At 50.0% G+C, this 14,445-nt stretch carries 14 protein-coding genes; 5 read left to right on the top strand and 9 right to left on the bottom strand.

The window, feature by feature from the left end; genetic code table 11:
• The first annotated feature begins 212 nt into the window (after window positions 1–212).
• Window positions 213–2,936: an aconitate hydratase AcnA gene (gene acnA / locus HI950_RS16420; protein ID WP_169085982.1), complete on the top strand. Its 2,724-nt coding sequence runs from the start codon at window positions 213–215 to the stop codon at window positions 2,934–2,936.
• Between the two features lie 116 nt (window positions 2,937–3,052).
• On the opposite strand, the gene HI950_RS16415 is transcribed toward acnA, so the two are convergent.
• Entirely contained in the window at window positions 3,053–3,796 is a 744-nt protein-coding gene (locus tag HI950_RS16415) for an IclR family transcriptional regulator (protein WP_169085980.1), read from the bottom strand.
• 253 nt (window positions 3,797–4,049) lie between these two features.
• Between HI950_RS16415 and HI950_RS16410 the strand changes: the two genes are divergently transcribed.
• Both HI950_RS16410 and HI950_RS16405 read left to right on the top strand, forming a co-directional pair.
• Complete coding sequence (locus HI950_RS16410; protein ID WP_169085978.1) at window positions 4,050–5,105, top strand: alpha/beta hydrolase; 1,056 nt, start codon at window positions 4,050–4,052, stop codon at window positions 5,103–5,105.
• Window positions 5,106–5,187: 82 nt separating this feature from the next.
• Window positions 5,188–6,276, top strand: a complete 1,089-nt coding sequence (locus tag HI950_RS16405) for a Fe-Mn family superoxide dismutase (RefSeq protein WP_169085976.1) — start codon at window positions 5,188–5,190, stop codon at window positions 6,274–6,276.
• Between the two features lie 68 nt (window positions 6,277–6,344).
• On the opposite strand, the gene folE is transcribed toward HI950_RS16405, so the two are convergent.
• From folE to HI950_RS16365, 8 genes are all read right to left on the bottom strand, one after another.
• Window positions 6,345–6,938 carry a GTP cyclohydrolase I FolE gene (gene folE, locus HI950_RS16400; protein ID WP_169085974.1) on the bottom strand — a complete coding sequence of 198 codons (594 nt, stop codon included), beginning with the start codon at window positions 6,936–6,938 and terminating at the stop codon, window positions 6,345–6,347.
• Between the two features lie 37 nt (window positions 6,939–6,975).
• Window positions 6,976–7,197 carry a YneF family protein gene (locus HI950_RS16395; protein WP_169085972.1) on the bottom strand — a complete coding sequence of 74 codons (222 nt, stop codon included), beginning with the start codon at window positions 7,195–7,197 and terminating at the stop codon, window positions 6,976–6,978.
• 129 nt (window positions 7,198–7,326) lie between these two features.
• Window positions 7,327–7,857: a methylated-DNA--[protein]-cysteine S-methyltransferase gene (locus HI950_RS16390; protein WP_223285318.1), complete on the bottom strand. Its 531-nt coding sequence runs from the start codon at window positions 7,855–7,857 to the stop codon at window positions 7,327–7,329.
• Complete coding sequence (gene queG, locus HI950_RS16385; protein ID WP_169085970.1) at window positions 7,850–9,028, bottom strand: tRNA epoxyqueuosine(34) reductase QueG; 1,179 nt, start codon at window positions 9,026–9,028, stop codon at window positions 7,850–7,852. The genes HI950_RS16390 and queG overlap by 8 nt, the downstream gene beginning before the upstream one ends.
• A 3-nt stretch (window positions 9,029–9,031) precedes the next feature.
• Complete coding sequence (gene rnhA, locus HI950_RS16380; RefSeq protein WP_169085967.1) at window positions 9,032–9,466, bottom strand: ribonuclease HI; 435 nt, start codon at window positions 9,464–9,466, stop codon at window positions 9,032–9,034.
• A 97-nt stretch (window positions 9,467–9,563) separates the two neighbouring features.
• Window positions 9,564–10,154: a signal peptidase I gene (gene lepB, locus HI950_RS16375; protein WP_169085965.1), complete on the bottom strand. Its 591-nt coding sequence runs from the start codon at window positions 10,152–10,154 to the stop codon at window positions 9,564–9,566.
• Window positions 10,151–10,708, bottom strand: a complete 558-nt coding sequence (locus HI950_RS16370) for a DUF402 domain-containing protein (protein WP_169085963.1) — start codon at window positions 10,706–10,708, stop codon at window positions 10,151–10,153. Before HI950_RS16370 ends, lepB begins: the two co-directional genes overlap by 4 nt.
• Before the next feature lie 111 nt (window positions 10,709–10,819).
• Complete coding sequence (locus HI950_RS16365; protein WP_169085961.1) at window positions 10,820–11,242, bottom strand: GNAT family N-acetyltransferase; 423 nt, start codon at window positions 11,240–11,242, stop codon at window positions 10,820–10,822.
• Window positions 11,243–11,606: 364 nt separating this feature from the next.
• On the opposite strand from HI950_RS16365, the gene HI950_RS16360 reads away from it, so the two are divergent.
• Together HI950_RS16360 and HI950_RS16355 are read left to right on the top strand one after the other, a co-directional pair.
• Window positions 11,607–12,218, top strand: coding sequence for a superoxide dismutase (locus HI950_RS16360; RefSeq protein ID WP_169085959.1), 612 nt, complete (start codon window positions 11,607–11,609; stop codon window positions 12,216–12,218).
• Between the two features lie 1,315 nt (window positions 12,219–13,533).
• The gene (locus HI950_RS16355) at window positions 13,534–14,325 is read left to right on the top strand and encodes a hypothetical protein (protein ID WP_187768106.1); all 792 of its coding nucleotides are present in this window, start codon (window positions 13,534–13,536) and stop codon (window positions 14,323–14,325) included.
• The last annotated feature ends 120 nt before the right edge of the window (window positions 14,326–14,445 follow it).

Here is a 14,445-nt window from a genome sequence, read left to right as displayed (position 1 = left end):
AAGCCTAACGCTAATTAACTGATTCATTATATGAAGCCGGCTTCCGTTTCATGTAACATTCGTCTTCATGGATTCCACACAATTTACAGGCGCAACAGGACATAATTGGACTTTACGGAAGGACTATTTTAACGATATACTATAGATATAGCGATTTTGAAATTGTGTTTCACAGAATGAAACACAAACTACATTCAAAGAGGAGAATGACGATGTCTACACAAAATCATTATTCGGTTCGCACAACGCTGGACGCCGGTGGCAAATCATACGCTTACTACCGTCTGGGCGGACTTGAAGAGCAAGGACTAGGCGATATTTCGAAACTGCCTTTTTCCATCAAAGTATTGCTTGAGGCTGCTGTTCGTCAATTTGACGGCCGTGCCATTACGCCAGAACATGTGAAGCAGCTTGCTACATGGGCTGACGGACGCGAAGATAAAGAAATTCCTTTCATCCCTGCTCGTATCGTATTGCAGGATTTCACAGGCGTACCGGTTGTCGTTGACCTTGCGGCAATGCGCGACACTGTGAAAAAAGCTGGCGGAGACCCAAAAAAAATCAACCCGCTCGTGCCAGTCGATCTTGTAATCGACCACTCGGTCATGGTTGACGCTTTCGGTACGCCTGAAGCACTTGAATATAACACTAAAGTTGAGTTCGAGCGCAACGAAGAGCGTTACCGTTTCCTTCGCTGGGCACAAACGGCGTTCGATAACTTCCGCGCGGTTCCACCTGGCACAGGTATCGTTCACCAAGTTAACCTTGAGTACTTGGCATCCGTTGCGGCAACAAAAACAATCGACGGCGAGACTGTTGTATACCCAGACTCCCTTGTAGGTACGGATTCCCACACTACGATGATCAACGGTCTTGGCGTTGTTGGCTGGGGCGTTGGCGGTATCGAGGCTGAGGCTGGTATGCTTGGTCAACCGCTTTACTTCGTAATGCCGGAAGTTATCGGCTTCAAATTGACAGGCAAGCTTGCAGAAGGCTCAACAGCAACTGACCTTGCGCTTACGGTTACTCAAATTTTGCGTAAAAAAGGCGTAGTCGGCAAATTCGTTGAGTTCTTCGGTCCTGGTTTGTCCAACATCAGCCTTGCCGACCGTGCTACGGTTGCCAACATGGCACCGGAATACGGCGCAACAATCGGCTTCTTCCCTGTTGATAACGAGACGCTCAGCTACTTGCGCCAAACGGGCCGCTCTGAAGATCTGATCGAGCTTGTTGGCTCATACTACAAAGCGCAAGACATGTTCCGTACGGATGAGACGCCAGATCCGGTATTCTCTGACATCGTCGAGCTTGATCTTTCCACAATCGTTCCTTCTCTTGCAGGTCCGAAGCGTCCACAAGACCGCGTCGAGCTTACTGCAATGAAAGAATCGTTCAACAGCATCATCCGCACGCCGATCGACAAAGGCGGATACGGATTGACTGACGATAAAATCGATCAGGTTGTAACGGTTAAGCATAATGACGGCCAAGTGAGCAAAATGGGCACTGGCGCAGTCGTAATTGCCGCAATTACAAGCTGTACGAACACTTCTAACCCAAGCGTTATGGTCGGTGCCGGCCTCGTTGCTAAAAAAGCAGTTGCACTTGGACTTAAGAAGCCTGCTTATGTAAAAAGCTCCTTGACGCCAGGCTCGCTTGTCGTAACGGAATATTTGACAAAAGCAAACCTGCTTGAGCCGCTTGAAGCTCTAGGCTTCCACGTTGCCGGCTATGGCTGCGCGACATGTATCGGTAACTCCGGTCCGCTTCCAGACGAAGTAAGCAAAGCGATCGCAGACAACGATATGACGGTATCCGCAGTGCTTTCCGGTAACCGTAACTTCGAAGGCCGCGTTCACGCGCAAGTAAAAGCAAACTACTTGGCTTCCCCGCCGCTAGTTATCGCTTATGCGCTTGCCGGAACTACGAACATCGATTTGACTACCGAACCAATCGGTTATACAGAAGACAACAAAGCCGTATACCTGAAAGATATCTGGCCTACGTCGCAAGAAATTACAGACACGATGACTGCTGCGCTTAACCCGCAAATGTTCCGCGACAAATACGAGAACGTATTTACGCAAAACGAGCGTTGGAACGCGATCTCAGTACCTAAAGGCGAAAGCTACGAGTGGGATGCAAAATCGACTTACATCCAAAACCCGCCGTTCTTCGAAAACCTTGGTCCTGATCTAACGGATATCGAAGATATTCATTCAGCAAGCGTGCTTGCGCTTATGGGCGATTCCGTAACGACTGACCATATCTCACCTGCTGGTAACATTACAGTTAACAGCCCAGGCGGCCAATACTTGATCGAAAATGGCGTGAAACGCCAAGACTTCAACTCCTACGGTTCCCGCCGCGGTAATCACGAAGTCATGATGCGCGGAACGTTCGCGAACATTCGTATTCGTAACCAAGTGGCTCCAGGAACAGAAGGCGGCGTAACGACTTACCTGCCTACGGATGAAGTCATGTCGATCTACGATGCTTCGATGAAATACCAAAAATCCGGCAAAAACCTAGTCGTTCTAGCTGGTAAAGAGTACGGTACTGGAAGCTCCCGTGACTGGGCAGCAAAAGGAACTTACCTACTCGGCGTTAAAGCTGTTATCGCGGAAAGCTTCGAGCGAATTCACCGCTCCAATCTGGTTGGTATGGGCGTATTGCCACTCCAATTCCCAGAAGGTCAAGGCTGGAAGACGCTTAACATTACCGGTCGCGAGACGTTCGATATCGTTGGCTTGTCCAATGACGTTACGCCAAGCTCGCAAGTTACCGTTACGGCAACTCGTGAAGACGGCACAACCTTCGACTTCCCCGCAATCGTGCGCCTAGATTCGATGGTTGACGTCGATTACTATCGCAACGGCGGTATCCTGCAAACGGTGCTTCGCCAAATGATCGCAAACATGAATACAACAGCATAATTGCTGAGCAAGTACAAAAAAGAGCTTTGCCGATAAGACGGCAAAGCTCTTTTTTACGTTAAAAAACAGAAAACAGCAGGCTCGAGGCACGCCTCAGCTCTGCTGTTTCTACTTGGCTATAAAATCATAGTCCCCATACGCTTAGCGGACTCCATCATGACTGGCGCATACTCCCTCATCGTCTCCATCGTCAGCCTGCTTGCAGGGCCCGATACAGACAAAGCGGCAGTCATCTTACCTGTTCGATTAAATATAGGTGCGGACAAAGCCGCAGCGCCCGTCTCGCGCTCCTCGAAGCTTGTTGCATAACCCTGCAGGCAAACCTCTTCGAGCTGCTGCTTGTACTGGTCTAGATCAATGGAGTAAAGCCATGCCGGATCTCCAAAAATGCTTTCCTGTACAAGGGGATCGGAGTAGGCAATAAGCACCTTGCTTGACGCGCCTGCATAAAGCGGCAGCCTTGCGCCTACCGGCGCTACCCGCCGTACGGGCTGATTGCTCTGCACCGCTTGCATGCGGATCCGCTCGGAGCCGTCCCTAACATATATGCTGACTGTTTCACCCAGCCGGTCGCGAAGCCGCTCCATCTCTGGCAGCCATATCGTTGCTTGGTCGTCTGACCGCGACAAATTGGCGGACAGCTCCCACATTTTTAATCCTAAATGATAACGGTCAGTCGAGCGATCACGCTCGATGAAGCCCTTCTCCTCGAGAGTAGCGAGCATCCGGTGAACCGTGCTTTTGTGCAGGCCGACATGTTCAGCAATTTCCGTCATCGCCCAGTCCGTCTTCGATGTAAAGCACAGCAATATATCAAGCGCTCGATCCACAGCCCGAACCGTCGATTTTCCATCTTCCATGCAGCCGCACCTCTTCCTCAAAAGTTTCATCCAATGAAACCAATTCTCATTCAGTATAACTCATCGCTTCCATTATCGTAAAGAAAAGTTCTTTACATTACAGCAATATTACAAATGATTAACATTACCTCGACATCAATTGACAGGCTTATAGGACCGGACTACGATTAAAGTACTAGAAGAGAAAAAGCGCTTACAGCGCTGAGCGTAAACGAGTCCCATTTATTGATGTAAGCAGAGGGAGGACAACGACATGAGCACGACCATTATGACACCATTGCCACTTGAAGGCGGATTTCCGCAAAACCTTCAGCCCTTCCCATTAGGAGATGCCGAGAACCTGTTCCAGCTTCGCAAAACGAGAAGCCGCGGCAAGCACTTGCTCGTTGCCTCGATCGCCTCTCTCACTGCCATGATCCTGCTTGCATTCATTATCTTTCATGGATATGTCGCTTGGATGCTTGCTTATCCTTTTGTGGCACCGCTATCCTCTAATCCGCAAGCGGCTATCGGACTAGATTACGAGGATGTCATTTTCCCTAGCAAAAGCGGAGATACAACGGTCAGCGGCTGGTTTATTCCTGCGGAAGCAGGCGCGACCGAATCAGCGCCATCGGCGCGCACTGTTGTTTTCAGCCATGGCTATGGCGCCAATCGTGAAGAATCCTGGGTACCGATGTATGAGCTCTCTAAGCTGCTGCACGGTTTAAACTATAATATTTTGCTGTTTGACTACGGCTACGCCTCGAAGGAGTACAAGGCTCCAGCCACTGGCGGCCTCGAGGAGTCGCAGCAGCTGCTCGCTGCTGTAGATTATGCCAAGTCCCGCGGCGCCGAGGATATCGTCGTCTGGGGCTTCTCAATGGGTGCTGGCACCGCACTTCAAGCTGCACTGCAGACCGATGTTATCGATGCGATGATACTCGACAGCTTATTTATCCCAAGCCCGGAGGCTTTATTTGATAACCTGAATCAATTTATCTCGTTGCCGCGATTCTCGCTGCCGCTCATTGAATCGATGATTCCCCTTTGGACGGGAACAAGCTTTGGCTCGATTCCGGCAAGCGAGGTTATCTCTAACGTCTACGATATCCCGCTGTTCATCATTCATGGCACGAATGACGTGAAGGCTCCTTTTCAGACGGCAGAAGCCATCGCTGAAGGGCAAGGCAACGTACTCTCCCGCTCGTGGATTGTACCTGATGGCAAGCATGAGCTGCTGTTCCAAGTACATCCGAGCGAATATATTCAGAGAGCTGCCCTGTTTCTGAGCCAAGTCGATCAGCAGCTCCAAGCAGAAAGATTATAAACAGAAAGCACGACATAAGCCCGTTTCACAACGAATACATCTAACATAGATGCACTTGTTGCGACAAAAGGAGGCGATGGTCGTGCTTTTTGTTTATGGAACGCTCATGCCCGTTCGCGTTATGGAATTAATCCGACATTGGAAGCTCCAGGAAAAAGAGCATGCCGCCGTTATTTTGCAGGCAACCCCGGAGCTTGAGCGCCAGTATGTACAGCTTCTTGAATCGTGGGAGCCCATCTTCTCCCAAACTGCCCATTATACGAATCAATGGCTGGATGATTGGGTGCCCTATCCGTCACGCTTACCGTCACATGTCGAGCAGACCGTTGACGCGCTTGTCGATGCTGCGCTTGAACAATCCCGAACCTATGTCGATCAGCTCGCGCAGCTGACTGAGCGAACGGCTGCTGTATCCACAGCTTTAACCAAAACCGTTATTTCGCATTCCATCCGGGAATCGAATTATTACATCGGCCTGATGAGCGCTTATCGTCAAGCTGTGAATAGCCCCGGCAATAGCCGGCAGCGCACCCCGCTCCTTCAGGTGGTTCCGATTGGCGGCCATACGCTGCCTCCTTTGCCATATGCCTACGATGAGCTTGAGCCTTATATCGATGAACATACGATGCATATTCATCATCAGGTCCACCACCAATCCTATGTCGATGGCTTGAACAAAGCGGAGCTTCAGCTGCAGGCAGCACGCGATACCGGTCAATTCGATCTCGTGAAGCATTGGGAGCGCGAGCTGGCCTTTCACGGTGCCGGCCATTACTTGCACACCTTGTTCTGGTACGTGATGTCACCCTACGGCGGCGGTGAGGCGATAGGGGCGCTCAGCAATCAGATCCGGAACGATTTTGGCAGCTTCTCCGGCTTTAAGAAGCAATTCAGCGAGGCGGCAGAGAAGGTCGAGGGCAGCGGCTGGGCTATTCTGGTCTGGAGTCCGCGCAGCAGACGGCTTGAAATTTTAACCGCGGAGAAACATCAAAATCAATCGCAGTGGGATATTGTCCCCTTGCTGCCTTTGGACGTATGGGAGCACGCCTATTACTTGAAGCATCAAAATAGACGCCCTGACTATGTGCATGACTGGTGGAAAGTGGTCAATTGGCACTACGTGAATGAGCGATTCGAGGAGGCGCGCAGGCTGGTTTGGGTGCCATTCTAACATTTAATGCCATTAAAAAAAGTCCGCCAGGAGTAATTCTCCATGACGGACTTTCTATTGCGAGCAGTTTATTGCTTGAGCAAAGTAAGAAACTCGGAGCGAAGCGCTGCATTGCTGCGGAACTCGCCTCGTACAGCGGATGTTACCGTCTTGCTGCCAGGCTTCTTCACGCCGCGTGCGCACATGCATAGATGCTCGCCTTCCACGACGACCATCACGCCATTTGGCTGCAGCTCCTCAGCAAGGATATCCGCGATTTGCGATGTGATGCGCTCTTGCACCTGCAGGCGGCGAGTAACTGCCTCTACAAGGCGAGCCAGCTTGCTGAGCCCGGCGATTTTGCCACTTGGAATGTAACCGATATGCGCCTTCCCATAAAACGGCGCCATATGATGCTCACACTGACTGTAATATACGATGTCTTTGACGATGACAAGCTCCTCGTGCTGCTCATCGAATGTGACACCAAGCACCTCGCGTGGATCTACCTCATAGCCAGCAAAAATTTCCTCATACATCCGAGTTACGCGTGCAGGCGTTTCAAGCAAGCCTTCGCGCTCCACATTTTCGCCAATCAGCTTCAATATTTCTCTCACGTGGTGTTCAATCTGCTCCCGATTGCTCGTCACACTTGAATTGACGTAGTCTTTCCTACCCGCCATTTCTGAACACTCCTTCCGGCTACCATTACGCTTTTCTTTATCTGCGAGGCATTTTTTGATTTTTCATCATGTGCTGAGCTTTTTGCATTTGCTGTTTATTCAAGTTGTATCCCATTTGCTTAGCCATCTTTTGAATCATCTCAGGATCGTTTTGCATCTTCTCAAGCTGCTTGCGCAGATAGAAAACGCCTACAAAAAAGCCCCCTACAGCTCCTGCCAATAAAGTTACGATTGGTACCACAATATTAACCCAAGACATACATCCACCTGATCCTTTCTAAATCTCCTGCTGTGTATAATGTTCCCATGATAGCATGTTCACCCTATGTTCGCAATGAACAGCTTAGCACTTATCGCAACCATTTTGAGGCAGACAAATTCGAACGTATTATGTCCTTGACTCCAGATCAAGCAGCGCCATCTTGATCGGAAGGCCACCGCCATAACCGACCAGCTGGCCACTCGCCCCAATCACGCGATGACAGGGCACAATGATCGATACGGGATTGCGATTATTCGCGCCGCCTACGGCCCGCATCGCGCCTGGCTGGCCAAGCATCACCGCAATATCTTTGTAGGTGCGTGTCTCGCCAAATGGAATTTGCTGCAAAGCTGCCCACACCTTCTGCTGAAACGGCGTACCGTACATCTGAATAGGGAGCTCGAACTGCTGCAGTCCTCCGGCAAAATATAGCTTTAGCTGCCTGTCTGCTTCCTTCAGCAGCGGGTGGGATGGCGCATCAACCAGCATAATGTCTGAGATATGCGGTCCTATATGGCGAAGCGCCCATGGCTGAAGCCTATCCAAGGCATCCGCGTACGAAGAGAAATCCAAATGGCAAATGCCTGTGTCCGTTGCTGTTAATGTCATCGCTCCGATAGGCGAATCAATCTCGGCCGCGTATAGCCGCTCAGTCAATCACGCCACCTGCTTCCGTCATCTTCTCAGCGTCTTTGTTGATTTGAGCAAGCGCATTTGCTATCGCCTGCAGCGCTTCCTCGTCGCTCTCTTTGCTCGAAGCTGCAAGCAATGCCTCCTCGGCCTGCTCGCCGCCGATTCGCGCAAGCGCCCATGCTGCGGTACCGCGAAGCACCGGCCGCGTATCTTGCTCAAGCACACGAATCAAATCCGGCACCGCGCTTGCCTCTTTGAAGTTGCCAAGCGCGATCACCGCATTGCGCTGGATCGGCTTTTTGCCGCGCCATGCCGAGGAGGTGCTCCCGTATCTCGCTTGAAACTCCTTGTTTCCTATCGTAAGCAAGGGGACGAGCAGCGGCTTTGCCAGCTCGTTGTCGGGCTGCAGCTCCGGCTGGTGTGTCCAGTTTTTGCCCCGATTTATCGGACAGACGGTCTGGCAGGTATCGCAGCCATACAGCCGATTTCCGATTTTGCGCATAAACTCGTCCGAGACCATTCCCTTCGTTTGCGTCACGAAGGAAATGCACCGGCTGGCATTCAATTGTCCCGGCCCAACCAAGGCGTCCGTCGGGCATGCGTCAATGCATTTTGTGCAGGAACCGCAGCTATCCGTAATCGGCTCATCCGGCTCAATAGGCAAATTCGTGATCATCTCGCCCAAATAGATCCACGAGCCAAACTCGGGCGTAATGATTGAGCAATTTTTCGCACTCCAGCCTATGCCAGCACGCTCTGCCACAGCGCGATCGGACAAGGCGCCCGTATCGACCATGCTTTCAGCGCGAAGTTCCGGCACTCGCTCTCTCAGCCATGCCTCCAGCTTGGCAAGCCGATTCCTCAGCACCTTATGATAATCGTCACCCCAAGCCGAGCGCGACATAATGCCCCGCCTTGCCCCTGGCTCCGATTTGGGAGGGTCCTTCAGCTTCGAGGGATACGCGATTGCGATCGCAATGATCGACTGCGGATTTTCGAATAGCAGCGCCGGATTCGTGCGCTTCTCAATGTCCGGCTCCTCAAAGCCGGATTCTCTCCCGAGTTCGCGATGCCTGATCAAAATTTGTTTTAAAGAAACGAAAGGATCGGCGGAGGCGATTCCGATTTTGTCGATGCCAAGGCTTGGTGCCGCCTCCAGCATTTCTTCTTTCAGCTTTGCCCATCTATTTGTCATAAGCTATAACCTTTTAATAGCTGCACGAGCCAGCTCGTCGCAGCGATTATTCCATTCGTTATCGCTGTGGCCTTTTACCTTCACGTATTCTACTTTATGCCTTTGCATAAGCTCCCAAAGCGCCTTCCACAGCTCCTGGTTCTCTACGGGCTCCTTCTTGCTGTTCTTCCAACCGTTGCGCAGCCAGCCGTTGATCCAGCCCTTCTGGAAGCAATTCACGACATACGCCGAATCGCTATACACCTTTACTTGACAGGGCTCCTTCAGCAGCTTCAAGCCTTCGATTACCGCCTGAATTTCCATGCGGTTATTTGTTGAGTGCTTTTCGCCGCCCGAAATCTCCTTCTGATGAACGCCAAAAAACAGCACCGCTCCCCAGCCCCCCGGACCCGGGTTGCCGGAGCAAGCGCCGTCTGTATAGATGATAACGTCCTTCATTGTCGACCCCTCCTTAAAGATTTTGCGCAGCAAACCTAGTTCGTTAGCATGTAACTAGACTGGGTCTGCGTTGCAAACTTACTCCGAACACACCGCGCTACAGCCCTCTTATTTCCTTGTATGGCCATAAAATATAATCGGCTCGGCCCTTTATCAGCTCTTCCGGCACTGCATGAAATGTCCTGCTGTCCAGACTGGCTCTTGCATGTCGATTATCTCCCATGACAAAATACAGCCCCTCGCCGATTACTTCCGGTCCATAGCTCATATCTTCAATTAATGTATCCGTGTACGGCTCGTCCACTAGATTGCCATTGCGATATAGTCGCTGATTTTGAACCTCGATACGATCGCCCGGTAAGCCTACTACCCTTTTCACCAGATACTTCTCTTCTTTTGCGGCTGTGTTCGGCTCCTTCAAAATAACGACATCCCCGATCTTGGGCTTGCCAACCAAATAGATGAATTTATTAACAAAGAGCCATTCATGCGCCGTTAACGTCGGCTCCATCGAATGCCCCTCGACCTTGGAGAGATTAAATACAAAAAAATGCAGAAGCATTACAACGGCAAAAGCAAACACTAATGTTTTGGTCCAGTCCAGCAGCTCTTCCAGCCATGTAGTATTGCTTGCAGCAGCTTCGCCAGCGGTCTTCTCTGCCTCCTGGTCCTGATTAAACGGGCTCATTGCTCCACCTCATCCATGCGTTTGCGCCATTCCTCATAATAGCGGATCACTCGTTGATCTTGAAAGGGCGCACGCCCTTGATCAATCCGCTGCAAAAGCGCATCCAGACCTTCCTGCACTTTGTCGTCAACCATTTTCGGATAGTGGTAAGCTGCTTTATGCATCTCGTATTCATCCTGATCGACAACGAACCTTTCGCCGTCTACCGTCCGGATAACATCCAAATCATAGTCAATATAGGTAAGCACATCCCCTTGCAAGTAAGGCGGCGAAGCAATGTTGCAATAATAGCGGACGCCTCCCTCTTCAAGCAAAGCGACGATATTAAACCACTGCCCTGGTATAAAAAAGGAGACTGCGGGAACGCGGCTGATCCATACTTTGCCATCAGACTCTTGAATCGGCGTTTGGCGGTTAATGAGTACGATCATCGACTCCTCTTTATGCTCATCAGCACGCAGCTCATCCGGGACGAGCCAATTCTGCTGCCATGTACGGTGAATGTGACCGTTATGTTTGAAGCTTTTGATGACACAGTGCCGATATGGTTCCATCCCGTTCTCCTCGTAAAAGTATATAGTAATAAGAAAAGCATATCTCACCGCCAAAAGCAATGGCGATGCAGATATGCCCTGCGTACAATCTAACATGCAGTAAAGTTCGCGTTAACCCGCAACAATGCTCAGTTTCTGAAATGATCTGATAAAATCGTTGGCCACATAGCCCATTGACTCATACAGCGGCAGAACTGGTTCATTATGCTCATCCGCGGTTATTAGTATCTTTGTGACATGGCGCTGTTCGAAGCGCTGGCGCAATGCCTGGATAAGCGTTCTACCGATTCCTTTCCGTTGGTGGAGAGGAGAGACGGCAATTCGATAATAATAACCTTTGTTATTATCAATCGTACCGATAATCATGCCCACAATTTCGGAATTTTCGACAGCGACTAAAACTAAATCACTATCCCATGACAACTGGCGGGCAAAAGCCTCCATCGTTTGTTCGTAGCACTCTTCTGTAAGTACATCCTCGAGTAGTGCTGTAATTGGTCGGTAATCGGACAACTGGAAGGAACGAACATTCATTAAAATTACACCTTCTATACCATGTCATAGTACTGCATTTAGATTAATTACGACAAATTTTAACGAAATCCTGCTTCTATCTTTAATATTCCTTAAAAAAATTAAACAAATCATCGATTATCTCCTGAAAACGCTTTATATTAAGCGCTTACATCGTTTTAATCGCTTTTTTTGTTAACGGACACGTTTCGAAACGACTATCTCGCATAATTTATGCAGGATGGTGTTACCCTATTTCAGGTATGTTTGAACGTCCTACTCACATGCGACTTTTGAAACATTAATGTTGATTAATGTTGATTTATTCAATCGGATAAGGGATAATGGATTTGGATAACTACATATAATTAGGAGGCTGTAAAAAATGGCACATCAACTACCTGCTTTGCCGTACGCGCACAACGCACTTGAGCCGCATATCGATGCGACTACAATGGAAATTCACCACGGCCGTCACCATAATGCATACGTGACTAACCTTAACGCTGCTTTGGAGTCCGCTCCAGAATTGCAAAGCAAATCAATCGAAGTTTTGATCTCCGATCTTGCTAGCGTTCCAGAAGCAATCCGTACTGCTGTTCGCAACAACGGCGGCGGACATGCTAACCACAGCTTGTTCTGGGAAACAATCGCTCCAAACGCAGGCGGAGCACCTACTGGCGCTCTTGCAGCAGCAATCGACAGCGAGCTTGGCGGCTTTGACACTTTCAAAGCAGACTTCGCTAAAGCAGCTACAACTCGTTTCGGCAGCGGCTGGGCATTCCTAGCAGTAGCAAACGGCAAATTGAAAGTATACAGCTTGCCGAACCAAGACAGCCCGATCATGGAAGGCGAAACGCCAATTCTTGGTCTTGATGTTTGGGAGCACGCTTACTACCTGAACTACCAAAACAAACGCCCTGATTACATCGCGGCGTTCTGGAACGTAGTTAACTGGGATGAAGTTGGCAAACGTTACGAAGCAGCTGTAAAATAATATCGTTTTTCCTAACTGACGCTGCCTCATTAATAGAGTAGTGTTTTGGGAATCAACTAAATATTAAGGGATTCTTATACGACTCCCTCGATGCAAAGCGAGCCTTGGAAGCGATTCTGGGGCTCGTTTTGTTTTGTTTATTTTCAGTTTTGTGAATACACGGGACAGTCAACTTGGTCCTTAGGAGGAAAGCAGCGCTTCTGCGCGCGGAGAGGAGTGCCAGCGAAACGCTGCGCAGGAACTGTGGAAGCTTCAACCACCTACGTTTCACAGGTGCAGACACAAGCCTCAACCGAAACATCCACCACCTACGTTGTACAATTGAAGATTGAACATCAAACGAAGCTTCCACCACCTACGTCGTACAGGAGCAGACGGAGCATCAAACGAAGCATCTAGCACCAACGTTGTCCAGGTGCAGACAGAGCATCAACGATGCTTCCACCACAAACGTTGTGCAGGTGCAGACGGAGCATCAAACGAAGCTTCCACCATAAACGTTGTGCAGGTGCAGTCGGAGCATCAAACGAAGCATCTACCACCAACGTTGTACAAGTGCAGATTGAACTTCAAACGAAGCATCCACCACCTACGTCGAGCAGGTGCAGACACAAGCCTCAACCGAAACATCCACCACCTACGTCGCGTAGATGCAGACACAAGCCTCAACCGAAACATCCACAAGCTACGTCGCGCAGATTCAGACACAAGCCTCAACCGAAACATCCACTACCTACGTTGCGCAGGTGCAGACGGCAGTATCAGCCAAGCTATTGCTCCAGGCAACCATCAGCATGATTAACAGGAAAAACTCCTGTTAATTCGAATGATTTTGGACGAAAATCGGAAATATAAGGAATTTCTCCCGTTAATTTTTTAAATATGGCTCAGTTGAGATGAATATGCTTTATTTAACGTGAGTTTTTCCAGTTAAATGATCGAAATGCTTTCTAAACGCAAAATTAACTGGACAATTTCCCGTTATTTTTCCCGAGCTGCCCCACGGGAATCATTTCGGTTGAGGGTATTTGCCGAGCTCAGTAAAAACATTGTATTTGGAATAATTTTTCCTATTCGAATATGAAATCCACTAGATAAAACGAGCTTCTACAGTCGATCTGAGAGCTTGTTTTGCTATGTATATTTTGCTATACAGACAAAGTCGCGGGTTTCCGGTTGCCACAATTACGAAGCAGGAGTTATTTGGATTATCGCTCCCTTTATAAAAACTGGCGAACACCGCATAGGCGTATGCCGCATACGATACAGAAGGATATATGCCTAAACTGTTTCGTGAAGGAGACTGAGTGCTTGCATGGACTATACTTACGCTAATGAGCAACAATTTGTTGCAGCTCCGCGGCAATACGCACAAGCCGGCAGTGACTGCGGCTGCGGTGGACCACGCATGATCATGCCGATGCCTACGCCAGGCGGCGGACCGGGTGGACCGGGCGGCTTCCCGCCAGGGCCAGGGCCATTCCCGCCAGGGCCGGGGCCATTCCCGCCAGGGCCGGGGCCATTCCCGCCAGGGCCAGGGCCGTTCCCGCCAGGGCCAGGGCCGTTCCCGCCAGGGCCAGGGCCGTTCCCGCCAGGGCCAGGGCCATTCCCGCCAGGGCCGGGGCCGTTCCCACCAGGGCCGGGGCCATTCCCGCCAGGGCCGGGGCCATTCCCGCCAGGACCGGGGCCATTCCCTTTCCCGTTCCCTATTCCATTTCCGATTCCGTTCCCATTCCCTCCTGTACCGCAAGCTTCTGTAACGGTCGTCATTAATGGAGGAAGAATATTCCCGTACGTGACGCAAGCTTATCGCGTGCCTTTCCGTCCGGGCTTGTCAATTTATCAAGCTCTTGCTGAAACAGGAGTCGTACGTTTCAACTTTAACGGGCAAATCGTTTCCGTTAGCGGCATTCCGATTGGCGGCAATATTAGCTACCGCCTGCTATTAAATGGACGCATTATTCCAGCAACGCTGCTTAACTTCCCCGTTCAGCGCAATGACTCTGTTGCTCTGGAGCTCATTTTTAGACCTTTCCCACGCGAGGAAGATAGCGAAGCGGAATTTTCTGACCAAAACGAAGGCTTCATCCCTTCAGAAGAAATCTAAATCGAAGCTTCAATACAAAGAGCTAGAGAAAACCGTCACCCCCGGACGGTTTTTTCTAGCTCTTTCGGTCTTTCTAACTGTTTCGTTTTTTTCTAGCTCTTTCTCTCTTTCTCTTTACAC

The organism is Paenibacillus sp. PL91, assembly GCF_012935325.2.
GTDB lineage: Bacteria > Bacillota > Bacilli > Paenibacillales > Paenibacillaceae > Pristimantibacillus.
Note: the sequence above shows the minus strand (reverse complement) of the source record. Positions and strands in the feature narration are given on the sequence as shown.

Coding starts and splice junctions, on each gene's coding strand:
- HI950_RS16395 (WP_169085972.1), bottom strand. CDS start 7,197: ATGTCTTGGGTTAATATTGTGGTACCAATCGTAACTTTATTGGCAGGA.
- HI950_RS16410 (WP_169085978.1), top strand. CDS start 4,050: ATGAGCACGACCATTATGACACCATTGCCACTTGAAGGCGGATTTCCG.
- queG (WP_169085970.1), bottom strand. CDS start 9,028: ATGACAAATAGATGGGCAAAGCTGAAAGAAGAAATGCTGGAGGCGGCA.
- HI950_RS16415 (WP_169085980.1), bottom strand. CDS start 3,796: ATGGAAGATGGAAAATCGACGGTTCGGGCTGTGGATCGAGCGCTTGAT.
- acnA (WP_169085982.1), top strand. CDS start 213: ATGTCTACACAAAATCATTATTCGGTTCGCACAACGCTGGACGCCGGT.
- HI950_RS16355 (WP_187768106.1), top strand. CDS start 13,534: ATGGACTATACTTACGCTAATGAGCAACAATTTGTTGCAGCTCCGCGG.
- lepB (WP_169085965.1), bottom strand. CDS start 10,154: ATGAGCCCGTTTAATCAGGACCAGGAGGCAGAGAAGACCGCTGGCGAA.
- HI950_RS16365 (WP_169085961.1), bottom strand. CDS start 11,242: ATGAATGTTCGTTCCTTCCAGTTGTCCGATTACCGACCAATTACAGCA.
- folE (WP_169085974.1), bottom strand. CDS start 6,938: ATGGCGGGTAGGAAAGACTACGTCAATTCAAGTGTGACGAGCAATCGG.
- HI950_RS16370 (WP_169085963.1), bottom strand. CDS start 10,708: ATGGAACCATATCGGCACTGTGTCATCAAAAGCTTCAAACATAACGGT.
- rnhA (WP_169085967.1), bottom strand. CDS start 9,466: ATGAAGGACGTTATCATCTATACAGACGGCGCTTGCTCCGGCAACCCG.
- HI950_RS16360 (WP_169085959.1), top strand. CDS start 11,607: ATGGCACATCAACTACCTGCTTTGCCGTACGCGCACAACGCACTTGAG.